Origin of the sequence: Streptomyces sp. NBC_00572, assembly GCF_026341815.1 — a bacterium.
Taxonomy (GTDB): Bacteria; Actinomycetota; Actinomycetes; order Streptomycetales; family Streptomycetaceae; genus Streptomyces.
This window is the reverse complement of record NZ_JAPENX010000001.1, coordinates 1,912,356-1,937,357: the sequence shown is the minus strand read 5'-3', so window position 1 is coordinate 1,937,357 and position 25,002 is coordinate 1,912,356. Positions and strand designations below refer to the sequence as shown.

Annotated in this window: 22 protein-coding genes; 14 read left to right on the top strand and 8 right to left on the bottom strand. The window is 71.7% G+C overall.

What is annotated here, in order from left to right; genetic code table 11:
• Positions 1 to 2: 2 nt before the first annotated feature.
• The 3 genes from OG514_RS08770 to OG514_RS08760 all read right to left on the bottom strand — a co-directional run bounded on the left by OG514_RS08770 (position 3) and on the right by OG514_RS08760 (position 4,481).
• The gene (locus OG514_RS08770; RefSeq protein ID WP_266900793.1) at positions 3 to 2,018 is read right to left on the bottom strand and encodes a lipopolysaccharide biosynthesis protein; all 2,016 of its coding nucleotides are present in this window, start codon (positions 2,016 to 2,018) and stop codon (positions 3 to 5) included.
• A 143-nt stretch (positions 2,019 to 2,161) separates the two neighbouring features.
• The gene (locus OG514_RS08765; RefSeq protein ID WP_266892588.1) at positions 2,162 to 3,355 is read right to left on the bottom strand and encodes a DegT/DnrJ/EryC1/StrS family aminotransferase; all 1,194 of its coding nucleotides are present in this window, start codon (positions 3,353 to 3,355) and stop codon (positions 2,162 to 2,164) included.
• Between the two features lie 169 nt (positions 3,356 to 3,524).
• Positions 3,525 to 4,481, bottom strand: coding sequence for an RNA polymerase sigma factor SigF (locus tag OG514_RS08760; RefSeq protein ID WP_266892586.1), 957 nt, complete (start codon positions 4,479 to 4,481; stop codon positions 3,525 to 3,527).
• 222 nt (positions 4,482 to 4,703) lie between these two features.
• Between OG514_RS08760 and OG514_RS08755 the strand changes: the two genes are divergently transcribed.
• The 6 genes from OG514_RS08755 (at position 4,704) to OG514_RS08730 (ending at position 9,734) form a co-directional block, all read left to right on the top strand.
• On the top strand, positions 4,704 to 5,072 hold the full coding sequence (locus OG514_RS08755; protein ID WP_266892584.1) for an STAS domain-containing protein: 369 nt from the start codon (positions 4,704 to 4,706) through the stop codon (positions 5,070 to 5,072).
• Positions 5,073 to 5,161: 89 nt separating this feature from the next.
• The gene (locus OG514_RS08750) at positions 5,162 to 5,581 is read left to right on the top strand and encodes an ATP-binding protein (RefSeq protein ID WP_266892583.1); all 420 of its coding nucleotides are present in this window, start codon (positions 5,162 to 5,164) and stop codon (positions 5,579 to 5,581) included.
• A 100-nt stretch (positions 5,582 to 5,681) separates the two neighbouring features.
• Positions 5,682 to 6,377, top strand: a complete 696-nt coding sequence (locus tag OG514_RS08745) for a peptidase (protein WP_266892581.1) — start codon at positions 5,682 to 5,684, stop codon at positions 6,375 to 6,377.
• On the top strand, positions 6,377 to 7,198 hold the full coding sequence (locus OG514_RS08740; RefSeq protein WP_266892579.1) for a hypothetical protein: 822 nt from the start codon (positions 6,377 to 6,379) through the stop codon (positions 7,196 to 7,198). Before OG514_RS08745 ends, OG514_RS08740 begins: the two co-directional genes overlap by 1 nt.
• Entirely contained in the window at positions 7,195 to 8,256 is a 1,062-nt protein-coding gene (locus OG514_RS08735) for a hypothetical protein (RefSeq protein ID WP_266892577.1), read from the top strand. Before OG514_RS08740 ends, OG514_RS08735 begins: the two co-directional genes overlap by 4 nt.
• 14 nt (positions 8,257 to 8,270) lie before the next feature.
• Positions 8,271 to 9,734 (top strand): hypothetical protein, encoded by a 1,464-nt coding sequence (locus tag OG514_RS08730; protein ID WP_266892575.1) that lies wholly within the window; start codon positions 8,271 to 8,273, stop codon positions 9,732 to 9,734.
• 78 nt (positions 9,735 to 9,812) lie between these two features.
• On the opposite strand, the gene OG514_RS08725 is transcribed toward OG514_RS08730, so the two are convergent.
• The gene (locus OG514_RS08725; RefSeq protein ID WP_266892573.1) at positions 9,813 to 11,333 is read right to left on the bottom strand and encodes a peptide MFS transporter; all 1,521 of its coding nucleotides are present in this window, start codon (positions 11,331 to 11,333) and stop codon (positions 9,813 to 9,815) included.
• A 428-nt stretch (positions 11,334 to 11,761) separates the two neighbouring features.
• Between OG514_RS08725 and OG514_RS08720 the strand changes: the two genes are divergently transcribed.
• On the top strand, positions 11,762 to 12,439 hold the full coding sequence (locus OG514_RS08720; protein ID WP_266892571.1) for a response regulator transcription factor: 678 nt from the start codon (positions 11,762 to 11,764) through the stop codon (positions 12,437 to 12,439).
• A 108-nt stretch (positions 12,440 to 12,547) separates the two neighbouring features.
• Positions 12,548 to 13,819, top strand: coding sequence for an ATP-binding protein (locus OG514_RS08715; protein WP_266892569.1), 1,272 nt, complete (start codon positions 12,548 to 12,550; stop codon positions 13,817 to 13,819).
• A gap of 60 nt (positions 13,820 to 13,879) precedes the next feature.
• Here the strand turns inward: OG514_RS08715 and OG514_RS08710 are convergent, their stop codons facing one another.
• Positions 13,880 to 14,395, bottom strand: coding sequence for a GtrA family protein (locus tag OG514_RS08710; RefSeq protein WP_266892567.1), 516 nt, complete (start codon positions 14,393 to 14,395; stop codon positions 13,880 to 13,882).
• Positions 14,396 to 14,583: 188 nt separating this feature from the next.
• On the opposite strand from OG514_RS08710, the gene OG514_RS08705 reads away from it, so the two are divergent.
• The 4 genes from OG514_RS08705 (at position 14,584) to OG514_RS08690 (ending at position 18,527) form a co-directional block, all read left to right on the top strand.
• A complete protein-coding gene (locus OG514_RS08705) occupies positions 14,584 to 15,723 on the top strand; it encodes a 5-(carboxyamino)imidazole ribonucleotide synthase (protein WP_323181505.1) in 1,140 nt (379 codons plus the stop codon).
• Positions 15,724 to 15,758: 35 nt separating this feature from the next.
• On the top strand, positions 15,759 to 16,256 hold the full coding sequence (purE, locus tag OG514_RS08700; protein WP_266900792.1) for a 5-(carboxyamino)imidazole ribonucleotide mutase: 498 nt from the start codon (positions 15,759 to 15,761) through the stop codon (positions 16,254 to 16,256).
• On the top strand, positions 16,253 to 17,455 hold the full coding sequence (locus OG514_RS08695) for a dipeptidase (RefSeq protein WP_266892563.1): 1,203 nt from the start codon (positions 16,253 to 16,255) through the stop codon (positions 17,453 to 17,455). The genes purE and OG514_RS08695 overlap by 4 nt, the downstream gene beginning before the upstream one ends.
• A 148-nt stretch (positions 17,456 to 17,603) precedes the next feature.
• Positions 17,604 to 18,527, top strand: a complete 924-nt coding sequence (locus tag OG514_RS08690) for a membrane dipeptidase (protein WP_266892561.1) — start codon at positions 17,604 to 17,606, stop codon at positions 18,525 to 18,527.
• 60 nt (positions 18,528 to 18,587) lie between these two features.
• On the opposite strand, the gene OG514_RS08685 is transcribed toward OG514_RS08690, so the two are convergent.
• Entirely contained in the window at positions 18,588 to 19,913 is a 1,326-nt protein-coding gene (locus OG514_RS08685; protein WP_266892559.1) for a UDP-glucose/GDP-mannose dehydrogenase family protein, read from the bottom strand.
• A 120-nt stretch (positions 19,914 to 20,033) separates the two neighbouring features.
• Between OG514_RS08685 and OG514_RS08680 the strand changes: the two genes are divergently transcribed.
• Entirely contained in the window at positions 20,034 to 21,212 is a 1,179-nt protein-coding gene (locus OG514_RS08680; protein ID WP_266892557.1) for an acyl-CoA dehydrogenase family protein, read from the top strand.
• 71 nt (positions 21,213 to 21,283) lie between these two features.
• Here the strand turns inward: OG514_RS08680 and OG514_RS08675 are convergent, their stop codons facing one another.
• Positions 21,284 to 22,546, bottom strand: coding sequence for an LCP family protein (locus tag OG514_RS08675; RefSeq protein WP_266892555.1), 1,263 nt, complete (start codon positions 22,544 to 22,546; stop codon positions 21,284 to 21,286).
• A 130-nt stretch (positions 22,547 to 22,676) separates the two neighbouring features.
• Here OG514_RS08675 and OG514_RS08670 point away from each other — a divergent pair, with 130 nt between their 5' ends.
• Positions 22,677 to 23,210 carry an acyl-CoA thioesterase gene (locus OG514_RS08670; protein WP_266892553.1) on the top strand — a complete coding sequence of 178 codons (534 nt, stop codon included), beginning with the start codon at positions 22,677 to 22,679 and terminating at the stop codon, positions 23,208 to 23,210.
• Between the two features lie 202 nt (positions 23,211 to 23,412).
• Here the strand turns inward: OG514_RS08670 and OG514_RS08665 are convergent, their stop codons facing one another.
• Complete coding sequence (locus OG514_RS08665) at positions 23,413 to 24,804, bottom strand: LCP family protein (protein ID WP_323181504.1); 1,392 nt, start codon at positions 24,802 to 24,804, stop codon at positions 23,413 to 23,415.
• Between the last annotated feature and the right edge of the window lie 198 nt (positions 24,805 to 25,002).

Here is a 25,002-nt window from a genome sequence, read left to right as displayed (position 1 = left end):
GCCTAAGGGCGCCGGCCCGACGTCAGACCGCGGAAGGCGCACACCGCCATCGTGCCGCCCGCCAGGCCGAGGAAGAGCGGGAGCGGGGCGGTGGCGAAGGCCTGCTGCCCCGCCCAGCCCGCCCAGACGAGCACCCACACCACACCGGCCGTGACCCGCGCGCCCACCCCGACCACCCGGAGCAGCACAGCCGTGAGCAGCAGGCTCAGCGCCTGGAGCGCGATGGGGGCGACGGCCCGCTCCACCCCGTCGCCCAGGAGCGCCGCACCCGGACCCGCCGCGTCGGCCGGGCGCAGGCCGAGCAGGGGCGGCGCGGTGTGCAGGGCGAGGAAGGTCGCGAGCAGGACCGTTCCGGCGAACGAGGGCCGGAAGACCCGGAGTCCGACGGCGGCGCCCTGGAGGGCGACCAGGATCAGCCCGGCGAGGAGCGTGACCGGGGGCAGCGCGGCAAGCAGCCCGGTGCCGGAGAGCGTCGCCACGTCCAGCTCGCCGGACCGGGCGAGCGGGAACCAGAACAGCCCGGCCCCGAGGCCGAGCAGCAGCCACAGCCAGGTCACCGTACGGTCCGGGGTGTCCGGCGCCGCCGTCCGTGACGCCGCCGGCGGCAGCGGCCTCGCGAGGGGGCCCGCGGGCCCGTCGGCAGGCTGCCGGGGTACGTACACGGGGATGCCGAACGCGGGCGTCACCGACTCGTGCGCCCCGCGCAGATAGGCGCTCTCCCGCGCCCAGTTGGTGCCGTACCCGTCCTCCGCGCGCTCCTTCACCCGCGCCGCCGCCCGAGGGCGTTCGGCCGGTGCCTGTCCCTTGAGGGTGGCCCGCAGGCCCGGCGCGGAGGCGATCGCCATCAGGGTCATCCCGCCGAGGACGGCGATCCCGGCCCCGCTGATGCCGTACGGGCCGAGCAGCACGGCCGCGCTGCCGAGCACGAGGAGGCACATCGCGCCCTGGACGGCGGCGAGCATGCCCGTACGGCCCTGGACCCGCAGAACGCCGATGTAGAGCTCCACGGCGACTCGGGGGAGCGCGGCGGCGGCGAGGAGGCGCAGCACGGTGGAGCCGTTGTCCTGGTACCCCTGGCCGAAGGGCGCCAGGATCAGCGGCGCGAAGACGACGAGGACGAGGACGACGGGGACGAGCAGCAGCACCATGCGGCGCAGCGCGCCCCGCACCCCTTCGGCGAGGGACTCGGGGCTGTGCGAGGCGTGCGCGGTCAGCGAGGAGGCCATGTTGATGGCCATGAACTCCATCGTGCCGCCGACGGTGTACGCCGTGTAGAAGAAGGCGTTGTGGGCGGAGTCGAAGCGGACGGCGACCATCACCGGCAGCAGGCTGATCATGACGAGGCTGAAGAACGCGCCGACGGAGTCCCCGGCGATGAACCGGCCGATCTCCCGCATGCTCGGCGGTTCGCGGTCGCGGTCGGCGCGGGCCTGCTGGGGGATGAGCCGGCGGAAGACGAGCCAGCCGAGCGGCAGCACGGAGAGCACGATCGCCGCCGCCCAGGAGACGAAGACGCCGAGGACCGGCACGGCGGCCGCGAGCAGCACGAGCAGGACGAGCTTGCCGAGCGAGAAGACGGCGTTGCCGACCGGGACCCAGATCGCCCGTCTCAGTCCGGTGAGCACCCCGTCCTGGAGGGTGAGCAGGGCCCAGCCGACGGCGGAGGCGGTGAAGAAGATCCCGGCGGAGACGGTGCCGAGCGGGGCGTACGACGGCCCCCACAGGTCGAGGGTGAGCAGGAAGACACCGCAGGCGACGGCGACGACGACGCTGCTGACCAGGTACAGGCGGACGACCAGCGGGCCGGTGGCCCGGCCCGCCCGGGGCACGTACCGGACGACCGCGCCGGACAGGGTGGTCGCCGTGATCGAGGCGAGCATCCGCTGCGCGGCGATGGCGGCGGAGCCCTGCCCGACGGCCTCCTCCGAGTAGTAGCGGGCGGCGATCAGCCAGAAGCCGAGCCCGAGGGCCGCCGAGACGCCGGTGGAGAGCATCAGGGCATAGGCGTTACGGAACATGGAGTTGTCGCCGGAACCCGAGCCGGAACCCGCGTCGGAGCCGTATCCGGGGCCGTCGCCCTTCTTCGCCTCCGTGTGCGCGGAGGCCTCGCCCGCCGGGTCCGGACCCGTCTGCTCCGGACCCCGCAGCCGTACCGACTCCGTCACCGGGCGCCGCCGGGGACCATCGACGGCCGAGCCGGGCGGATCCCGGCGCCGCGCAGCACCGTGAGGGCCTCGTCCGCGCGGCGCGGGTCCACGGGCAGGGCGTGCCGGGCGAACCAGGCGGCCGGCTCCGGCGCGGGGGAGAGGTCCGTGAAGGCCTCGCCCGCGTAGCCGTCGAGCGGCGGGTCGTAGAGGTAGCCGGTGGTGATCCGGCGCCGGGCGAGGGCGGCGACGGCCGCGTCACGGTCCTCGACGAGCAGCGGCACCCGGTACAGCGGCTGGACGGGCCCCGAGGGCGTCGTCGCCTCGTACTCGCTCGCCAGGAGCCGCTCGGTGCCCGCCCGGTGGGCGTCGAGGACGTCGTCGAGCCGGGCGAACCTGCGGGTGGTGCGCCGGAGCCGCCCGGCGCCCGGCCGCAGCCGGTAGTCGTGCATGTCGACCCGGACCCAGGAGTGGAAGGGTTCGAGCGCGGGCGCCGCCGTCAGGGCCCGCTTCAGTTCCTCGGCGCGGAGCGGCATGCGTATCTCCTCCCGCTCCTCCAGGCCGAGCCGCCGGACCGCCGCGCGCGCGGCCCCGACCAGACGCAGTCCGCGCAGGGTCGACTCGGCGTACGGCCGTACCAGGTAGGCGAGTTCGGCGGTGGTGCGGGTCGGGTGCAGCAACGCGTCGCGGGCGGCGGCGAGTTCCTCCCGCAGCGCCGGGTCGGCGAGGGCGAGGAAGCCGCCGGTCTTGGCGCCGGTGTGCTTCGACAGGCTGAAGACGGACGCCTCGCCGTACGTGCCGACCGGGCGCCCGTCGACGGTGGAGCCGATCGCGTGGGCCGCGTCCTCGATCAGCGGGATGCCGAGCCGGTCGCAGTGGCCCCGCAGCTCCGGAGCCGGGTCGGGGTTCCCGTACAGATTGGTCGTGAGGACGGCGGAGAGGCCCTGCCAGACGGACTCGGGCACGGCGGCCGTGTCGATCGACCCGTCCCGGGGGTCGAGCGGTGCCTGCACGGGGCGGAGCCCGGCGGCGAGGACGACGAAGAAGATGACGTCGTCGTTGACCGGTGACATCAGCACCCGGCCGCCCGGTCCGCACCAGTGGCGCAGCGCGAGATAGAGACCGAAGCGGCACGACGGCACGTAGAGGCACTCCCTGCCCCCGAGCCGGCCGCGCATGCGTCCTTCGAGTTCCGCGTACGCAGAAAACATGTGATTCCCCCCTGAACCCCCGGGCTCAATGTGGCCCAATCCGGACGCCGCGTCAACAAGGCCCTCCGGTACCGCGAAAGCGCCACGCGGAAGGGCCCGTCACGGGTCGAAAGACCGTGAACGGGCCCTTTCCGCAGCCATCTTGGCGGCTCGGGGAAGCCGGTGGAGGTCATTCCTCCAGAGTGAGACCCCGGCGCAGCCTGGCGAGGATGCGGGCGAGCAGCCGGGACACGTGCATCTGCGAGATGCCGAGCTCCGTGCCGATCTCCGACTGGGTCATGCCGGAGACGAACCGGAGCGAGAGGATGTGCCGCTCGCGGGCGGGGAGGGAGGCGATCATCGGCTTCAGGGAGGCGATGTACTCGATCCCGGTGAGGCCGTGGTCCTCGTAGCCGAGCCGGTCGGCGAGCGTGGCCTCACCGCCGCCGCCCTCCTCCTCGTCGGGCTGCGCGTCGAGCGAGCTCGCGGTGTACGCGTTGCTCGCGGCCATGCCCTCGACGACCTCCTCGGGGGAGATGCCGAGTTCCTCGGCGAGCTCGGCGACGGTCGGCGCGCGGTCGAGGCGCTGCGCGAGGGCGTCACCGGCCTTGGCGAGGTCGAGCCGCAACTCCTGGAGTCTGCGGGGCACGTGCACGGACCACGACGTGTCGCGGAAGAAGCGCTTGATCTCACCGATGATCGTCGGCATCGCGAAGGTGGGGAACTCCACGCCACGGGTGAGTTCGAAGCGGTCGATCGCCTTGATGAGGCCGATGGTGCCGACCTGGACGATGTCCTCCATCGGCTCGCTGCGGGTGCCGAAGCGGGCGGCGGCGAACTTGACCAGGGCCAGGTTGAGTTCGACGAGGGTGTTGCGGACGTACGCGTGGTCGTGGGTGCCCTCTTCGAGCTCCGCGAGCCGCGCGAAGAGCTGCTTCGACAGGGCGCGCGCGTCGACCGGACCGATGTGGTCGAGGGGCCGGTCGGTGAGCTGCTCCGGGAGCCGGACGGCACGGGTGTCGGAGTGGTCGACGGTGTCGACGGGAGGGTCGAGGGGGAGGCCGACGGGACGGTCGGCGGGACGGTCCAGGGGGACTGTTGCCGACGGCGCGTCGGGGGTACGCGGGGCGTCGAGCCGGGGTGACATGAGTCTCCTTCGTGGTTCTTCTGCTGCGGTTTGCGGCGCCTCCGTGGCCGGTCGTGTCGGGTGTTCCCTACTAGCCCTACCTGCTCGACGCCGAAGGTCGCAACTGTCGATAATCCGCTTTGTCCCGATATGTGGTGGACCTCGTGTGCAGAGAAGGGTGCCCCGCTTGTAGGGTTCGTGGCACGTCAGTCGGCATCCGCGAGAGCGAGAAGAGGCACGGCCATGGACCGCGAGAACATCGGCAGCGCACCGCCCGCGCGGTTGCGGGTCGAGGTCCGGACCGTGGACACGAGCGAACTCCTCGCCCCGGTCGGTGAGCTGGATCACTACACCGCCGAACTGCTGCGTTCCCCTCTGGACCAGGCGCTGGACGCGGGCCGTTCGCGGCTCGTCGTCGACTGCTCGGGCCTGGAGTTCTGCGACTCGACCGGGCTCAACGTGCTCCTCGGCGCCCGGCTGAGGGCGGACGCCGCCGGTGGTGGCGTTCATCTCGTGGGGATGCGGCCCGCGGTGGCCCGGGTGTTCCACATCACGGGCGCGGAGGCCGTCTTCACCGTGCACGAGACACTCGCCACAGCCCTGCCCGGCTGACCCCGCCCCGACCGGGCCCGCCCCCACGCTCCCGGCTCCGCCCCGCACGTCCCGCCCTCTGTCCCGTCGATCGGTGAGGTGAAGCGCTGATGGACCAAGCTTCCGACGTCCGTACGCTCGCCCTCGGCGAGACCAGCGGCACCGTGCCGCTCGCCCGTGACTTCACGCGGACCGCGCTCCATGAGTGGGGCTGGCTGCCGGCCGCCACCGCCGACCGCAGGGCCGCCGCGGAGGACGTCCTGCTCGTCGTCTCCGAACTCGTCACCAACGCCTGTCTGCACGCCGAGGGCCCCGAGCGGCTCCGCGTGCTTCGCCTGCCCAAGGTCCTGCGCCTCGAAGTCACCGACCGCGGCGCGGGCGCGCCCGCGCCCCGCACCCCGCACCGGTCCGGTCGCCCGGGCGGCCACGGCATGTTCATCGTGCAGCGCCTCTGCCTCGACTGGGGCATCGAGCGCACCCCCGGCGCCCCCGGCAAGACGGTCTGGGCGGAACTCGCCGCACCCGCCTAGGACTTTCACAGTCCCTCTTCTTCCCTCCGTAAGGCCTCAGGCGTACCTTGACGCCCAATCTGAAAGACCGTCAGTTACGTTGCGGTGAGGGGTGCTCGGGGTGTCCAAGGAGCCGAACCGGAGGAGAACGACCGCCGCGCTCACGGCGGCGGTCGCGGTGGCGGGCGCGGCCGTGCTCGCCGGCGCACCGGCCGCCCAGGCGGCCGTCGTCGACGTCAACTACGCCTGCGAGACGAAGATCGGGCCCAAGGGGGCCGTCTCGCCCGTCGACATCAAGGCCGTCAAGAACGGCAGCGCGTACACGATCACCATGTCGTTCGAGAAGGGCGTCTCCGACAGCCCGATCGAGCTCCCCAAGGGCGTCATGACCCCGCGTGCCGAACTCGTCCTCGGCGGCGCCGACTCCGGCACCGTCAAGGTCAAGGGAACGCCGAACACCGCCGCCATCCCGCCCGACACCCCCATCAAGATCGGCACCCTGACGGGCACGTACACCCCGAAGAAGAACGGCAAGGTCACCTTCACGGCCGGGACGCTCACCGTGCACGCCCTCGGCATGGACGCCGCCGTCTGCACCCCGAAGAACAACCCGAAGCCCGCCCTCGAACTGGAGGTGACGGGGCTCTCCGGCGGCGCCGACACCCCGCCTCCCGCCGACGACGGGGAAGACCAGGGCACCGAACTGCCCAAGACCGGCCCGCTCGACTCCGCCATGGCCCTCGGCACCCTCGGCGGCACCGTCCTCCTCACCGGCGCCGCCGGAGTCCTCTGGCTCACGCGGCGCACGGCACGCTGATGCGGGCGGCGGCGCGCTCCGGGCTCGTGGCCGCCGCGACCGCCCTCCTCGGCGCGGTCGCGGCGGCACCCCCCGGCGCCCAGGGCTGGACGGCGGCGCCCGCCGCCGGACGGCCGTACGCCTATCTGGAGGGGCCCGCCGGCAGCGTCCTCCAGGACTCCCTGTCGCTGACCAACCCGGGGACGCGGCCGCTCACCGTACGGCTCAGCGGGCAGGGCGCACCCGTGTCCTTCGCCGCCCGGACCGTGACCGTGCCCGCCAGGACCCGGGCGGACGTGCCCTTCGCCGTGACCGTCACCGCGGACACCCCGCCGGGCGACCACCGGGGCGCGGTACGGGCCACGGCGGCGGGCCGGGAGGTCCGCGTCGACCTGCGGCTGAGGGTCAGCGGCCCGAAGCTCGCCGCGCTCACCGTCGAGGACGTCCGCGTCGACACCACGACCGGAGACCTCCGCTACACCCTGGTCAACCGGGGCACCACGGCCCTCGCCCCGCACCTCGCGGTGCACGCCGAAGGCGTCCTCGGCACCGTCCTCGACCGGCCGGGCCGGGCCCTGCCGCTCACCCTCAGGCCCGGCGAGCGGGCCACCCGAACCGAACCCTGGCCCGATCCGCCCGCCCTCGACTCCGTCACCGTCCGGCTGACCGCCACCGCCCCGGGCGCGGCCCCCGCCACCGCCCGCACCGAGGCCTCCTTCGCCTCGGGCCCGGCGCTCACCGGGGCGGCCGGACTGCTCCTCGCGGCGGCCGGCGGCGGATACGCGGTACGGCGGCGCGGAAGGGCCCGTACCCAGCGAGCGTCGGCGGGAGCCAACACATGAGGTGGACACGTACGGCCGGGGCACTTCTGGTGGTGCTCGCCCTCGCCCTCCTGCCCGCCGCCCCGGCGTCGGCGGCCCCCGGCCCCGCCGTCGAGCTCTCCCGGGCGGAGGGCGGCAAGGGCGGTGAGATCACCGTCAGCGGCAGCGGCTGGAAGCCGGGCGCGCTGCTGATGCTGCTGATCTGCGGCCAGGGCGCCCCCGGCAAGGGCGTCATCGGCGGCACCAACTCCTGCGCCAACACCGAGGGCCGGGCCGCCACCGTCGACGCCCGGGGCGCGTTCAGCGCGAAGCTCCCGGTCGCCGAACCGCCCAAGCCCTGCCCCTGCGTGGTGCACGTCGCCGGGGTCACCGGCCAACAGGACGCCGTCGACCGGGAGTTCACCGTCGCCGGGCATCCCGTCGCACCGCTCCCCGAGGCCTCCGGCGACGGGCGGCTCGCCGTCCTCGCCGCCGTACGCCTCGACGGCTCCAGCGGCCTCCTCACCTGGTTCGGGGCGCCGCCGTCCCGCGAGATCGTCTTCACCGTCGGCAATCTCGGCTCCGCCCCCGTCAAGGACCCCGTCTTCCAGGTCGGCACCAGCCACGGCGTGTTCGCGCCGCAGTACGAGGAACGCCAGTGGCGCGGCACGATCCAGCCCGGCGAGAAGGCCCTCGTCCGGCTCCCCGTCGAACTCACGGCGGGCGCGCACGGCGACTACCAGGTCTCCGTGCGGTACGCGGGCAAGGTCCTGGTCGAGCAGCCGTGGGGGGTCGGCCGGCCCTGGGGCGTGACGCTCTTCTGGCTGCTGCTCGCCGTGGTCGTACCGGCGGCGCTGTTCCGGATCGGGATGGCCGTGGTGGACCGCGCCCGCCCGGCGACGAACTCCGCCCGGCCCCGGCCCCGGGCGCGCCCCCGGACCGCACCCCTGGCCCGGCTCCGTACACGTGCCCCCGACCCCGCGCGCGACCCCGCGCGGCACCCGGGGGACGACGAACCCACCGCGGCCCTGCCGTGGTTCAGTCCTGACTCCGCACCGTCAGCCCCAGAGAGCAGCCCGACGACGAAGGGACATGCGTGAGTACGCAACGGAGGATGAGCGCGGCCGGAGTCGCGCTGATGCTCGGCGGCGCGGGGATCATGATTTCCGCCGGCCCTGCCCAGGCCGCCGAGGTCTCGTACAAGACGGAGTGCATCCCGCCGCCCATCTCCGGGCTTCCGCCCGTGCAGGGCACGACGAAGGTGCTGATCACGGCACCGGCGGAGGCCAAGGTCGGCGACGAGGTCGAGATCGTCTGGAAGACGGTCCAGGCCGCGTCGAAGAACCCCGACGTGCTCGACCTCGGCCAGAACACCGTCAAGCCGACCGGCGCCCTCACCGTGGGCGGCGCGGCGACCGGCACCGTCGCGATGGAGGGACCCCGGCAGAACCCGCCGATCCCCAAGAACAGCCCGATGGTGCTGCCCGAGATGAAGGGGAAGCTGAAGCTGACCAAGGCGGGCGAGGTCACCCTCACGCCCGACAAGTACACGATCAACGTGTCCAAGCCGCTGTCGACGGACACGAAGTGCACGCCGAAGGAGACGGTCCCGGTCGCCGCCAGGATCAAGGTCACGGAGGGCGGCGGCGGTACGACGACGGGCGGGACGAACGGCGGGTCCACCACGACCGCCGGCGGTACCACCACGACGTCGGGCGGCAACGCGAGCGGCAGCACGACGGGTGGCTCCACCACGACCACCGGAGGCGGCTCGAACAACACCGGCGGCTCCTCGACCACCTCCTCCGGCGGCACCGGAGGATCCTCCACCTCCGGCTCCGGCTCGGCCTCCGGCGGATCCTCCAGCGGCGGTACGAGCGGCGCTACGGGCGGCGGTGGTGGCGAGACGTCCTTCCCCGGCAAGGAGGTCTCCGTCACGTTCGGCTGCCAGGCCCCCGGCCCGGACCCGATCAACTCCAAGGTGACGATCGACGCCAAGAAGAACGGCGGTGTGTACGACCTCACGGTCAGGACGGCCAAGGGCGTCATGAACAGCCCCGCCGCCCTCCCCAAGGGGGCCCTCAAGGCCTCCATGGCGGTCAAGATCGGCGGCTCCGACAGCGGCACGGTGAACGTCTCGGGACCCCCGAACCCCACCGCGCTGAAGCTGGGCGACCCCGTGAACCTGCCGGACATGAAGGGCACGTACAAGCCCGGAGCGACCGGCACGTCCACGCTCAGCCCCGGCACGCTGACCATCAAGGTCACCCTCGGCAGTTCGGGGATGGAGATCCCGTGCCAGGTGAAGGGCGCCGTGAAGGCCTCCCTCGAACTGGACACGAGCAAGCAGGCGGGCGGCGCGTCGGGCGGCGACGGCAGCGGCTCGGGCTCGGGCAGCGGTTCGGGCAGCGGCTCCGGTTCCGGTAGCGGCTCCGGCGGCTCCGACGGCGGGAACCTCGCCGAGACCGGTGCCGAGAGCGACGGCGCCCTGCGCGCCCTCGCCCTGGTCGCCGGCACGGTGATCCTGCTCGGCGGCGCGGTGTTCACCTTCACCCCGTGGGCGCGCCTCAGGCGCTGACGCGCGGGCGGGGCCGGAAACGGCGGAGGGCCGCCGCACCGGATCGGTGCGGCGGCCCTCACGGCCGTACGGGGGAGGTCAGTGGACGCTGCCCATGAGGCCCTGGACCTTCTTGCGGTACATGTAGATCGCGAAGCCCGCCGCGACGGCGAGCGTCGCCTGCATCGCGATGATCCCTGTCCCGTTCAGGTCGACGCCCGCGATGGAGAGCAGACCCGTGGTGCAGTCACCGGCGGTGACGGCGAGGAACCAGACACCCATCATCTGGGAGGCGTACTTCTTCGGCGCCATCTTCGTCGTGACGGAGAGGCCGACCGGGGAGAGGCACAGCTCACCGATGGTCTGGATCATGTAGATCGTGACCAGCCACATCGGGGAGACCTTGGTGCCGTCGCCCGCCATGTTCATCGGGACGATGAAGACGAAGAACGAGGCGCCGACGAGGACCAGACCCATCGCGAACTTCACGATGGTGTTCGGCTCCTGGTTCTTGCGGGCCAGCCACAGCCACAGCCAGGCGAAGACCGGCGCGAGCGCCATCACGAACAGCGGGTTCAGCGACTGGTACCAGGTGGCGGGGAAGCCGAGGCCGAAGATCGTGCCGGCGGTCTTGTCGTCCGCGAACAGCGACAGCGTCGAGCCGCCCTGGTCGTAGATCATCCAGAAGATGGCGGCGGCGACGAAGAACCAGATGTAGCCGGTCACCCGCGACTTCTCGCCCGAGTCGAGGTCCTTGTCGCGCTTGATGCGCGCCAGGACGGCGACCGGGATGATCAGGCCCGCGAGGGTGATCGGGACCATCGCCCAGTTCAGGGTGTACATGCCCATGGCCACGACGGCGCCGTAGAAGACGGCGATCGCGACGGTGATGACGGCGGCCTTGGTGATGACGGCCTTGCGCTCCGCGGCGGACAGCGGGTTCGGGACCTCGCTGCTCTTCGGGTTCAGCGTCTTGCCGAAGGCCAGGAAGACGGCCAGGCCGAGGCCCATGCCGACGGCGGCGAGGGCGAAGCCCAGGTGCCAGTTGACCTTCTCGCCGACGGTGCCGATGACCAGCGGGGCGAAGAACGCGCCGAGGTTGATACCGACGTAGAAGAGCGTGAAGCCACCGTCACGGCGCGGGTCGTCCGCGCCCTTGTAGAGGTGGCCGACCATCGTCGAGATGTTGGCCTTCAGGAGGCCGGAGCCGACCGCGACGAGCGCGAGGCCGACGAAGAACATCGCCTGGCCGGGGATGGCCAGCGAGACGTGGCCGAGCATGATCACGGAGGCCGCGATCGTGACGGTCTTGCGGGCGCCCCAGACGCGGTCGCCGAACCAGCCGCCGGGCAGGGCCATCAGGTAGACCATCGAGACGTAGACGGAGTAGATCGCCGTCGCCGTCGCCGCGGTCATCGCGAGACCGCCGCCCTGGCTGCCCGTAGCGGCGTCCACGCCGCCGGAGACCAGGTACAGAACGAGAAGGGCCCTCATGCCGTAGTAGGAGAAACGCTCCCACATCTCGGTCATGAAGAGAGTGGCCAGACCACGGGGGTGGCCGAGGAAGGTCTTCTCGTAGCCGAGGGGTTCGGCCGAGTCCTTCGTCAGGCTGGACGCCATGTCGATCCTTGCTCTGTCGGGACGCGCGCCTTGTGAGCGTGGTGCGCCCGGTGGGGGAGGCCGGCACCGGCGGAATCGGAGTGGATTCCACCGGGATCCACGCCCCGGATTTGCGTATTCGCGTCCCGGGACCCGGCCCACAGGTCATTCACCGTCCTTGAGGTTCGGCTGAGCCGACCTCACGCAGAAAGAGGACCTTGGCGCGCGAAGCTGGCCAAAGGTCCCCGATTACCGCTACAGACGTCGAGCCACCATACGACACGACAGTGCCGGATATGAAAGGACTTGAGAGATGGATCACAGGTGAGAGTGCAACCACGCGGGGTCATTCGAAGGTCATGTGCAAGATACCCACAAGATCCCCAGGGTTCCCCGCCTCCCCGGGGATCATGCCCCGGCCTCCCGCCCCTGCGGACTACCATCACCCCATGACCCGTGTACTGCTCGCCGAGGACGACGCATCCATCTCGGAACCGCTGGCCCGCGCCCTGCGGAGAGAGGGGTACGAGGTCGAGGTCCGCGAGGACGGCCCGACCGCCCTCGACGCCGGCCTCCAGGGCGGTGTGGACCTGGTCGTGCTCGACCTGGGGCTGCCCGGCATGGACGGTCTGGAGGTCGCCCGGCGACTGCGCGCCGAGGGCCACACGGTCCCGATCCTGGTGCTCACCGCGCGCGCCGACGAGGTCGACACGGTCGTCGGGCTCGACGCGGGCGCCGACGACTACGTCACCAAGCCCTTCCGCCTCGCCGAACTCCTCGCCCGCGTCCGGGCCCTGCTCCGGCGCGGCTCCACCGAGCCCGTCATCACCCCCTCGACCCACGGCGTACGGATCGACGTCGAGTCGCACCGCGCCTGGATGGGCGACGAGGAGCTCCAGCTCACGGCCAAGGAGTTCGACCTGCTGCGGGTCCTGGTCCGCGACGCGGGCCGGGTCGTCACCCGCGACCAGCTGATGCGCGAGGTCTGGGACACCACCTGGTGGTCCTCCACCAAGACCCTCGACATGCACATCTCCTGGCTCCGCAAGAAGCTCGGCGACGACGCGGCGAACCCCCGCTACATCGCCACGGTGAGAGGCGTCGGCTTCCGCTTCGAAAAGAGCTGACGAAGACCGGGCCCGCCCCACGTCCCCGCCGCGCCGGCGGGCGGCGGCAGGCCCGTTCGTCGGGCCCGTACGCTCGGGAGCGTTCCCGTACCCGCCCGGAGGGCAACCGTGCGTCGCCGCCTCATCAACTCCACCCTCGCCGTCGTCCTCGTCGTCGTCGCCGTCTTCGGCGTCTCCCTCGTCATCGTCGAGACCCGCACCATCTCCAGCAGCGCCCAGGAGAGCGTCGACCTGGAGGCGCTCCGCATCGTCTCGATCGTCGACAGCAGGCTCATCGGCGGCGAGCCGGTCAACCCGGACATCCTGTCCGAGCAGAGCGGCGCCAAGCGGTACGCCCAGATCCACATCCCCGGCCGCGACACGATCGAGATCGGCACCCGCCCGGAGGGCGACGTCACCCGCGGCCTCGCCGAGGGCGAGCGCGGCGAGACGGTGATCGTCGAGGAGTCCCGCTCCGCCGTCACGGCGGAGGTCGGCCGCACCCTCATGATCATCGGCGCGGTGGCCCTGCTGGCCGTCATCGCCGCCGTCCTCCTCGCCGTACGGCAGGCCAACAAGCTGACGTCCCCGCTCACCGACCTCGCGGAGACCGCCGAGCGCCTCGGCTCCGGCGACCCGCGCCCCCGGCACAAGCGGTACGGGGTGCCCGAGCTGGACCGGGTCGCGGACGTCCTCGACGCCTCGGCCGAGCGCATCGCCCGGATGCTCACCGCCGAGCGCCGTCTCGCCGCAGACGCCTCGCACCAGCTCCGCACACCCCTCACGGCCCTCTCCATGCGCCTGGAGGAGGTGGCGCTCGCCGACGACCTGGACACGGTCAAGGAGGAGGCGACGATCGCGCTCACCCAGGTAGAGCGGCTCACCGACGTTGTCGAGCGGCTGCTCACGAACTCCCGGGACCCCCGCACCGGCTCCGCCGTCGCCTTCGACCTCGACGAGGTCGTCAAGCAGCAGATCGAGGAGTGGCGGCCGGCCTACCGCAGCGCGGGGCGGGCCATCGTCCACTCGGGCAAGCAGGGCATGCGGGCGGTCGGCACCCCGGGCGCGGTCGCCCAGGTCCTCGCGGCCCTGATCGAGAACTCGCTGATGCACGGCGGCGGCACGGTCGCCCTGCGGACCCGCGTCACCGGCAACCAGTCGGTGATCGAGGTCACGGACGAGGGCCCGGGCGTCCCGGCCGACCTCGGCGCGCGGATCTTCGAGCGGGCCGTCAGCGGCCGCAGCTCCACGGGTATCGGCCTGGCGGTCGCCCGCGACCTGGCGGAGGCGGACGGCGGCCGCCTGGAGCTGCTCCAGCAGCAGCCGCCGGTCTTCGCGCTGTTCCTGAGCCGGGAGGTCCGCAGCGTCTCGGACGGGCAGCAGGACCGCCCCGTACGATGAAAACCCCTGGTCAGATGGCCTGGCCAGGGGTTTCGAAGAGCGAAGGCGAAGAGCGAGGGCTCAGACGCGGTCGGGCTGCCGCCGGGTCGCCTGCCGGGGCGCCTGCTCAAGGAACGATTCGGCGGTCTGCACCGCCTCCTTCGCCGGCAGCGCGCGGAACACCCACGTGCGGTACGACCAGAAGCGGAACAGCGTCCCGATCCCGATGCCGAAGAACTTGAAGAAGTTGCTCGCGAGCGGGCCGTCCCAGCCGAAGCCGTACGTCGCCGCGTAGAGCACACCGTTCTCGATGACCATGCCCACGACGCTGAACAGCAGGAACAGCGACATTTCCTTGGTGCGTCCGGACTTGTCCCGGTCGCGGTACGTGAAGTAGCGGAACCCCACGTAGTTGAAGACGATCGCGACCACGGTGGCGATCAGGCTGGCCCGCACCATCGGAATGTCCGTGGCGCCGCGGACCAGGTTGAAGACGCCCAGGTTGACCAGGACGCCGAGACCCCCCACCACCCCGAACTTGGCGACCTCGCGGACGAGCCGGTCGAGTCGCATGCGCAGCGCGCCGGGTTCACTCATGGTGATGGCTCTGTCCCGTCCGTCCGGATGACGTCCGGGCGACGTCAACCCAACCATGCTAACCAGCCCTCCTGTCACCCGCCCGTGTACCTCGGAATCCCCGGGCGCACCGGCTCCCCACCAGCGCGGTTCTTGTGCCAAACCACAGCCGGACGAGTGTTCACGGATGGTGCGGATACCCTAAGAGGGTGACGTTTCCGGTAGTCGGCATGGTCGGTGGCGGTCAGCTCGCCCGTATGACCCACGAGGCGGGCATCCCCCTCGGCATCAAGTTCAAGCTCCTCAGTGACACCCCGCAGGACTCTGCGGCGCAGGTGGTGAGCGAGGTCGTCATCGGCGACTATCGCGACCTGGCTACGCTGCGTGACTTCGCGCGTGGATGTGACGTGATCACCTTCGATCACGAGCACGTCCCCACGGAGCACCTGCGGGCCCTTGAGGCGGACGGCATCCCCGTCCGCCCGGGGCCCGACGCGCTGGTGCACGCCCAGGACAAGGGGGTGATGCGCGCCAAGCTCGACGAGATCGGCGCACCCAGCCCCCGGCACCGCATCGTGGCGGACCCCGAGGACGCGGCGGCCTTCGCCGCCGAGGTCGGGGGCTTCCCGATCATCCTCAAGACCGTGCGCGGCGGCTACGACGGCAAGGGCGTCTGGTTCGTCCGCACGCCGGAGGACGCCCGCGACCCCTTCCTGGCGGGTGTCCCCGTCCTCGCCGAGGAGAAGGTCGACTTCACGCGCGAGCTCGCCGCGAACATCGTCCGCTCCCCGCACGGCCAGGCCGTCGCCTACCCGGTCGTCGAGTCCCGTCAGGTCGACGGCGTCTGCGACACCGTGATCGCCCCGGCGCCGGACCTCGACGACGAGCTCGGAGGCCAGGCCCAGGAGCTCGCCCTGCGCATCGCCAAGGAGCTGGGCGTCGTCGGCCACCTCGCCGTCGAGCTCTTCCAGACCACGGACGGCCGCATCCTCGTCAACGAACTGGCGATGCGCCCGCACAACTCCGGCCACTGGACCCAGGACGGCGCGATCACCTCGCAGTTCGCCAACCACGTCCGGGCGGTTCTCGACCTGCCCCTCGGCGATCCGCGCCCGCGCGCACCGTGGACCGTGATGTGCAATGTCCTGGGCGGCGACTACCCGGACATGTACTCCGCGTACCTGCACTGCATGGCCAGGGACCCGCAGCTCAAGATCCACATGTATGGCAAGGACGTGAAGCCCGGCCGCAAGGTGGGGCACGTCAACACCTACGGCGACGACCTGGACGACGTGCTGGAGCGCGCGCGTCACGCCGCCGGCTATCTGCGAGGAACGATCACCGAGTGAGCAGCATCAGCACCTCTCCCGCCGTCGGCATCGCCATGGGATCCGACTCCGACTGGTCCGTCATGGAGGCCGCCGCGCAGGCCCTCGACGAGTTCGAGATCCCCTACGAGGTCAACGTCCTCTCCGCGCACCGGATGCCGCGCGAGATGATCGCGTACGGCGAGGAGGCCGCCGGCCGCGGCCTCAAGGCGATCATCGCGGGCGCCGGCGGCGCAGCCCACCTGCCCGGCATGCTCGCCTCCGTCACCCCGCTGCCCGTCATCGGCGTCCCGGTGCCGTTGAAGTACCTCGACGGCATGGACTCGCTGCTCTCCATCGTGCAGATGCCGGCCGGCATCCCCGTCGCCACGGTCTCCGTCGCCGGCGCCCGGAACGCGGGCCTGCTCGCCGCCCGGATCCTCGCCGCGCACGACCCCGAGCTGCAGACCCGGATGAACGAGTTCCTCCAGGAGCTCAACGACCAGGCCACGGAGAAGGGCAAGCGCCTGCGGGCCAAGGTCGAGGGCGCGGACTCGTTCGGCTTCGGCAAGTGAGCGCGGCGGACCGTCTGGAGGAGGCCCGCGAGCTGCTCGCGGGCCACCCCGTCGTCGACGGCCACAACGACCTGCCGTGGGCGCTGCGCGAGCACGTCCGCTACGACCTGGACCGTATGGACATCGGCGCGGACCAGACCGGCGCGCTGCACACCGACCTCAAGCGGCTGCGGGCCGGCGGCGTCGGCGCCCAGTTCTGGTCGGTGTACGTGCCCTGCCGGCTCGCCGGCGACGACGCGGTCAGCGCCACCCTGGAGCAGATCGACATCGTCGACCAGCTCCTGGAGCGGTACGCGGGCGACCTCGCCCCGGCCCTGACGGCGGACGACATGGAGGCAGCCCGCAAGGAGGGCCGTATCGCCTCCCTCAAGGGCGCCGAGGGCGGCCACTCGATCAACAACTCCCTCGCCACCCTGCGCGCCCTGCACACCCTCGGCGTGCGCTACATGACGCTCACCCACAACGACAACAACGACTGGGCGGACTCGGCGACCGACGAGCCCGGCGTCGGCGGGCTCTCCGCCTTCGGCCGCGAGGTCGTCCGCGAGATGAACCGCTCCGGCATGCTCGTCGACCTCTCGCACGTCGCCGCCACCACCATGCGGGACGCGCTCGACGCCTCGGCGGCGCCGGTGATCTTCTCGCACTCCTCGGCCCTGGCCGTCTGCGACCACCCGAGGAACATCCCGACCGACGTCCTGGAGCGGCTGCCCGCCAACGGCGGCGTCGCGATGGCCACGTTCGTGCCCAAGTTCATCCTCCCCGCGGCCGTCGAGTGGACCGCGCGGGCCGACGACAACCTCCGGGCGCACGGCTTCGACCACCTCGACACCACAGCCGAGGCCATGAAGCTGCACCGCGCCTTCGAGGAGACGAACCCGCGTCCGATCGCCACCGCCGCGACGGTCGCCGACCACCTCGACCACATGCGCGAGGCCGCCGGCATCGACCACATCGGCATCGGCGGCGACTACGACGGCACGGCCTTCACCCCGGCCGGCCTCGACGACGTCGCCGGCTACCCCAACCTGGTCGCGGAACTCCTGCACCGAGGCTGGTCCCACCCGGACCTCGCCAAGCTGACCTGGTCCAACGCGGTCCGCGTCCTCCGCGACGCGGAGGCGGTCGCGCGCGACCTGCGGAGCCGTACGGCACCGTCGAACGCGACGATCGACTCCCTGGACGCACAGGGGGCCTGACGGCCCGGAACCACCTCGCCCCGGGCTCGGTACTTCACCCGGACGGCGCAGCCCACCGAGCCCCCGAACGGGCCCGGTGGCACGGTGGACGGTACTGCCCCGCCGAACTCGGCGGGGCGGTACTGCATCACCGAGTTGGAGTAAGACCATGGCGGATCTGCTAGACGATCATCAGACCCTCTCCACCGTCCCTGCCGCCGCCGGGGAGGTCGACCCCCCTGAGCCACCGCCGCCGCTCGACGAGACCTCCCGCGCCCGCGCCATCCTGGCCGCCCAGCCCGTCGTCGAGGGACACACCGAACTGCCCCGGGCCCTCGACCCGGAGGACCTTCCGCCCGTCCGTGCCGAGGAGGTCGGAGCGCAGTTCTGGTCGCTGCACGTCGACGCCGACGAGGGCGCCATCGGGACCCTGCGGCGCATCGACGCCGTCCGCGCGCTCGTCGCCGCCTGCCCCGAGGACCTGCGCCTCGCCCACACGACCTCCGAGATGGCCCACGCCCGCAACTGCGGTCGCGTCGCCGCCCTGCTCGGGCCGGTCGGCTGGGCGGCGCTCGGCGGCTCCGCCGCGACCCTGCGGGCCTATCACGCCCTGGGCGTACGGGCCGTCAACCTCACGCGCTTCGACCGCTTCGCCCGCGACGCCGTACGGGAGATGAACCGCATCGGCCTGGCCGTGGACCTCTCCGGCGCCGACCAGGACACGGTCCGCCGCACCCTCGCGGTCACCCGCGCCCCGGTCCTGCTCAGCAGGGCGGCCCCGGAAGGCCTGCCCGACGACGTCCTCGGCCTCCTCGGCGAGAACGGCGCCGTCTGCATGGTCACGGTGACGGACGACCCGGCCGCCGTCGCCGACGTCCTGGACCGGGTGCGCGACGAGGCGGGCGCGCACTGCGTGGGCGTCTCCCGCACCACCGCTCCGGCCGTCGGCTACGTCCCGCTCTTCGCGGAGCTGCTCCGCCGGGGCTGGCCGGCCCAGGACCTGGTCGGGCTCGCGCACACCAACGTCACCAGGGCGCTGCGCGAGACGGAGTTCCTGTCGAGGACGAACCGCATCCGGCCGGCGGCGGCCTGACCGCACGAAACGGCAGCGGGGGCGCTGAAAAGCGCCCCCTCTGCCCGTGTGTCGGCGTCCTCAGGCGCGCGGGCGGCCCATCGCCCGGTACGTCCAGCCGGCCGCCCGCCAGCGCTCCGGGTCCAGCGCGTTGCGGCCGTCCAGGATCACCCGCGACCCGGCGGCCTCGGCGAGCGTCGCCGGGTCCAGCTCGCGGAACTCGCGCCACTCCGTCAGGTGCAGCACCACGTCCGCCCCGCGCACCGCGTCGAGGGCGGACTCCGCGTATCCGAGCGTCGGGAAGAGGCGGCGGGCGTTGTCCATGCCCTTCGGGTCGTAGACGGTGACCTGGCCGCCCTGGAGGTGTATCTGACCGGCCACGTTCAGCGCGGGGGAGTCGCGGACGTCATCCGAGTCCGGCTTGAAGGTGGCGCCGAGGACGGCGACCCGGCGGCCCAGGAAGGTGCTGCCGCCGAGGGCCTCCCGCGCCATCTCGACCATCTGGCCGCGGCGCCGCATGTTGATCGAGTCGATCTCACGCAGGAACGTCAGCGCCTGGTCGGCGCCCAGCTCGCCGGCGCGGGCCATGAAGGCCCTGATGTCCTTGGGGAGGCAGCCGCCGCCGAAGCCGATGCCGGCGCGCAGGAACTTGGGGCCGATCCGGTCGTCGTGGCCGAGGGCCTCGGCCAGCTTGGCGACGTCGCCGCCGGCGGCCTCGCACAGTTCGGCCATGGCGTTGATGAAGGAGATCTTGGTGGCGAGGAAGGAGTTCGCGGAGGTCTTCACCAGTTCGGAGGTCGGGAAGTCGGTCACCACGAGGGGCGAGCCGTCGCCGATCGGTCCGGCGTACACCTCGCGCAGCAGCTTCTCGGCCCGCTCGCCCTGCACGCCGACGACGATCCGGTCCGGGTGCAGGGTGTCGTTCACGGCGAAGCCCTCGCGCAGGAACTCCGGGTTCCAGGCCAGCTCCACGCCCTCCGGGAGCAGGCCCGCGAGCCGCTCGGCCGAGCCGACGGGCACGGTCGACTTGCCGACGACCAGGGCCCCTTCGCGTACGACCTCGGCGAGGGAGGCGAAGGCGGCGTCCACGTAGCTCATGTCGCAGGCGTACTCGCCGTGCTTCTGCGGGGTGTTCACACAGACGAAGTGCACGTCGCCGAAGGCGCCGACCTCCTCCCAGGAGGTGGTGAAGCGCAGCCGCCCGCTCGAACCCTCGATGCCGGCCACGTGCTTCGACAGGAGTTCTTCGAGGCCCGGCTCGTACATCGGGACCCGGCCGGAGGACAGCAGCTCGATCTTCTCGGGGACGACATCGAGCCCGAGGACTTCGAAGCCCAGTTCCGCCATGGCCGCGGCGTGGGTGGCGCCGAGGTAGCCGGTGCCGATCACGGTGATCTTGAGGGCCATGCGGGTCTCCAGTGAACGTCGGGCGGAATGCCTGCCCGAGCATAGTCGTGCCCTGGTCCGGGACCCGTTCACGCCCTACCATTTGGGTTACTTAACGGTAGTTAGCAAGCGTGGGAGTGAGTGAGCGTCGTGGGTTCTTCCGATTTCGACCTGTATCGGCCCTCCGAGGAGCACGACATGCTCCGGGAGTCGGTGCGTGCTCTCGCGGAGGCGAAGATCGTGCCGTTCGCCGCCGCGGTGGACGAGGAGGGCCGCTTCCCGCAGGAGGCCCTGGACGCGCTGGTCGCCAACGACCTGCACGCGGTGCACGTCCCCGAGACCTACGGCGGCGCGGGCGCCGACGCCCTGGCCACGGTGATCGTGATCGAGGAGGTCGCCCGCGCGTGCGGCAGCTCCTCCCTGATCCCCGCGGTCAACAAGCTGGGCTCGCTGCCGGTGATCCTTTCCGGCTCCGAGGAGCTCAAGCACAAGTACCTCGGCCCGCTGGCCAAGGGTGACGCGATGTTCTCCTACGCCCTGTCCGAGCCCGACGCGGGCTCCGACGCGGCCGGCATGAAGACCCGCGCGGTCCGCGACGGCGACTTCTGGGTCCTCAACGGCGTCAAGCGCTGGATCACCAACGCCGGCGTCTCGGAGTACTACACGGTGATGGCCGTCACCGACCCCGACAAGCGCTCCAAGGGCATCAGCGCCTTCGTCGTGGAGAAGTCCGACGAGGGCGTGTCCTTCGGCGCCCCGGAGAAGAAGCTCGGCATCAAGGGCTCCCCGACCCGCGAGGTCTACCTCGACAACGTCCGCATCCCCGCCGACCGCATGATCGGCGCCGAGGGCACCGGCTTCGCCACCGCGATGAAGACCCTCGACCACACCCGCATCACCATCGCCGCCCAGGCCATCGGCATCGCCCAGGGCGCCCTCGACTACGCCAAGGGCTACGTCCAGGAACGCAAGCAGTTCGGCAAGCCCATCGCCGACTTCCAGGGCGTCCAGTTCATGCTCGCCGACATGGCCATGAAACTCGAAGCCGCCCGCCAGCTCACCTACGCCGCCGCCGCCAAGTCCGAGCGCGTGTCCGCCGGAGGCGACAAGGAAGACCTCACCTTCTTCGGCGCCGCCGCCAAGTGCTTCGCCTCCGACGTCGCCATGGAGGTCACCACCGACGCCGTCCAGCTCCTCGGCGGCTACGGCTACACCCGCGACTACCCCGTCGAGCGCATGATGCGCGACGCCAAGATCACCCAGATCTACGAAGGCACCAACCAGGTCCAGCGCATCGTCATGGCCCGCAACCTCCCGTAAGGGAGGTACGAGAAGGGCGCCCCTCCGATGCAGGAGGGGCGCCCTTTCCCGTACGTCAGCGGATCACCGGATCAGCGGTTCGACTCGACGGTGACCTTCTCGTCGTTCTTGATCTGCTCGACCAGCTGCTTCACCTTCGGCATGTCCCACTTGAGGGAGTTCTGCGGCGCGCTGCCCGAGATCGGCATGTTCATGGACTTGCCGTCGCCGCTGTTGATGCCCTTCATGGCGAAGAACATCTTCCCGAGGTCGTACAGCGACATGTCCTTGTCCACGATCAGCGTGTCCAGACCGGCGCCCAGCGTCGGGTACAGCTCGAACGGGTTGAGGATCGTGCCCGGCGTCGCCGCCTGGTTGGCCAGGGCGGAGAGGAACTTCTGCTGGTTCTTCGTCCGCTGGAGGTCCGACTGGGCGAAGGCGTACCGGGTGCGGACGAAGGCCAGGGCCTGCTCGCCGTTGAGCGTCTGCGTGCCCGCCTGGAAGTCGGCGCCGGACTTCTTGTCCTTGAAGCCCTTGTCGATGTTCAGCTCGACACCGCCGAGCGCGTCGACGATGTTCGCGAAGCCGGCGAAGCCGATCTCCGCGTAGTGGTCGATGTGCAGCCCGGTGTTGAACTCGACGGTCCGGACGAGCAGCTCGGGGCCGTCCATCGCGTACGCGGCGTTCAGCTTGGAGCCGCCGCGCGCCGGGTACGACTTGCCCGACTCGGAGCCGACGAAGCTCGGGATCGTGACCCAGGAGTCACGGGGGAGCGAGACCATCGTGTTCCCGCTGGAGCAGGCCGCGAGGATCATCATCGAGTCGGTCCGCTTGCCCTCGGCGGAGCCGGTGTGGAGCTTCTTCTTCTCCTCGGCGGACATGCCCTCACGGCTGTCGGAGCCGACGATCAGATACGTCGTGCAGTCACCCTCGGCCGGCCGCTCGATGACCTTGGAGAGGTCGACCTCGTTGCGCATCTGCGAGCTGGCCCAGGCGTAGGTGCCGATGCCCCAGCCCACGACGGCGACGACCAGGACGATCGAGCCGATCTTGATGCGCTTGCGCCAGTTCGGCGCGGGACGCCCCGGACCACCGGCGCCGGGGCCCGGTGAGTACTGCGGCGGCACGTTGCCGTGCCCGCCGCCCTGGGGACCGCCGTACACCTGGCCCGAGCTGTAACCGGAGTCGTATCCCGAGCCCTGCGCCTGTGTGAAGTTCGGGTTGTAGCCCTGGTCGTGCCGAGGCGGCTGCTGCGGAACCTGCGGGCGCTGCACATGGCTCATCCTGCGAGGTCCCTCGGGCTGGGAGTTCGCGTTGCCACGGCCGTAGCCGCCGTCTTCGGGCCAGTCATTCATGCGGACCAGTGTGCCGGGCATGCCTTTACGTGCGACAGGGCGGGTGGAATATCGGACCGGTGCTGTTGCCAAGCTGATGCAAAGCGGACCGAACGGCGACGGCGAAGGGACCCGGCATATGGTGGAGGGCATGACAGATCAGGGCGATATCCCGGGCAAGCCCATCTCCGCCTCCCGCACCACCCTCAGCCACATCATGACCAGCCACGACACCAACCTCCTCGGTACCGTGCACGGCGGCGTGATCATGAAGCTGGTGGACGACGCGGCGGGCGCCGTCGCGGGCCGGCACTCGGGCGGACCGGCGGTCACCGCCTCGATGGACGAGATGGTCTTCCTGGAGCCGGTGCGGGTCGGCGACCTGGTGCATGTGAAGGCCCAGGTCAACTGGACCGGCCGGTCGTCCATGGAGGTCGGCGTACGGGTCATGGCGGAGCGCTGGAACGAGTCCACGCCCGCCACGCAGGTCGGCTCCGCGTACCTGGTCTTCGCCGCGGTCGACGCGGACGGCAAGCCGCGCTCCGTTCCCCAGGTCGTCCCGGAGACGGAACAGGACAAGCGCCGCAACCAGGAAGCCCAGATCCGCCGCACCCACCGCCTGGCCCGCCGCCAGGCGATCAAGGAACTCCGCGAGCGCCGGGCGGCCGAGGGCTACGAGGACTGAGAACCGAGGGGGATGGTGTGCGCGTGCGAGGCCGCTGCCGCACCGTAGGCCCCGGGCACGGCCCGACCGCGTCGGCGGACACCGCCGACGCGGACGCCGAACTCGCCGGGCCGTTGACGAGTCCCAGGCCGACGGCCAGGAGCACGAGTGGCAGGACGAACGCCCCGCACGGCCGCCGAAGCCGACCGCCCGGCGTCCGCCGTCACGGGCACACCACCCGGTCACCCGTCACCGCTTCGAACGGCCCACGCCGTCCCGTCTCCTCACCCCGAACCGCCGTCACACCCTTGTAGTCCGCCCCCACCGTCACCCGCAGCGTCCCGCCCCGCCCCGCGATCGCCCGAAGCTCCGCCCCCGGCAGCGCCGCCGCGAGCGTCTTGGCCGAGCGGTCCCAGCGCGGGTCGTACTCGACGACTGTCCGCGCCCGCTCCTTCCCCGCGCCCGTCTTCGGTGTCCGGGTGGTGTCGAAGCCCGTTCCGCGCAGCGCGTCGTCCACCTTCCGGCCGAGCCCGTCGGTCCGGGTCCCGTTGTAGACCTGCACCCGCACGGTCCGCGGCGCCACGTCCACGACCGCGGCCCCGGGCGCCTTGGCCGAGGAAGAGGACGAGGAAGAGGACGAGGCGGCGGTCAGCGGCTGATCCTCCCGCAACGCCCGGAACAGCTTCTGCGCCTTCGTGGCGTCCCACTTCACCGTCGACCCGATCCCCTTCACGGGGAAGCTCATGTCCCCGATCGGCACCGACACGAACTCCGACGACGCCGGCGTGAAGCCGCGCATCGCCTTGGAGAGGGCGAGCAGCTGATCCGTACCGAAGTCCTCGTCGGCCCGGACGGAGCTCAGCATCGTCGTGGCGACCTCACGGAACCGCACCGGGTTGAACAGCACCCCGCCACTCGTGATCCGCTCGATCAGCGCCGCCAGGAACCGCTGCTGCCGCTGCATCCGCCCGATGTCGGCGGCTCCGTCGATGTGCCGGGAGCGCACGTACTGGAGGGCTTGCCCGCCGTCGAGCTCGTGGGTGCCGGCCGGCAGGTCGAGCCCGGTGTAGGAGTCCTTGACCGGCCGGGTCGTACAGATCTGCACCCCGCCGACCGCGTCCACGGTCCGCATGAAGCTGGTGAAGTCGACCTCCAGATAGTGGTCGATCTTGACTCCGGTCATCGACTCGACGGTCCGTACGGTCAGCCCGGGCCCGCCCTCCGCGTACGCCGCGTTCAGCTTCACCGGATGCGCGTGGTGCTTCTTGCCGCTGGTGAGATCGGTGTGCTCGGGCATCTCGGCGTACGAGTCACGGGGCAGGCTCACCACGCTCGCCCGCTCCCGGTCCTCCGAGATGTGGACGAGCATCACCGTGTCCGTGCAGTGGCAGGGCGCGCCGCCGAGCCGGTACTTCGCCCTCTCCTCGGGGGTGATCCGGTCCCGGCCGTCGGTGCCGACGACCAGGACGTTCATCCCGTTCCCGGCCTGCGGCCGGTTCTTCATGTCCTTGAAGGGGTCGACCCGGGTGATCCCGGTGTCGAGGCCGGTGACCACGGCATGCCCGATCCCGCCGGCCGCGAGCACCGTCACGGAGAGCGCCGTCGCCATCCGCATCCCCCACCGGGGGCGCCTCCGCCGCCGGCGGACCGGCACGGAACGGGCGGCGGGCCGCGGACGGGGCGTGCGGGGCGGTGTGGGCACGGACGGACACCTCCGCGGGTGTGACAAAGGGAACCGTGAGCACGGTAGGCCCATACGATCAGCGCAAGGCAGCACCACCCGGGCGCCACGCCCGCTGTCCCCCGTTCGCGG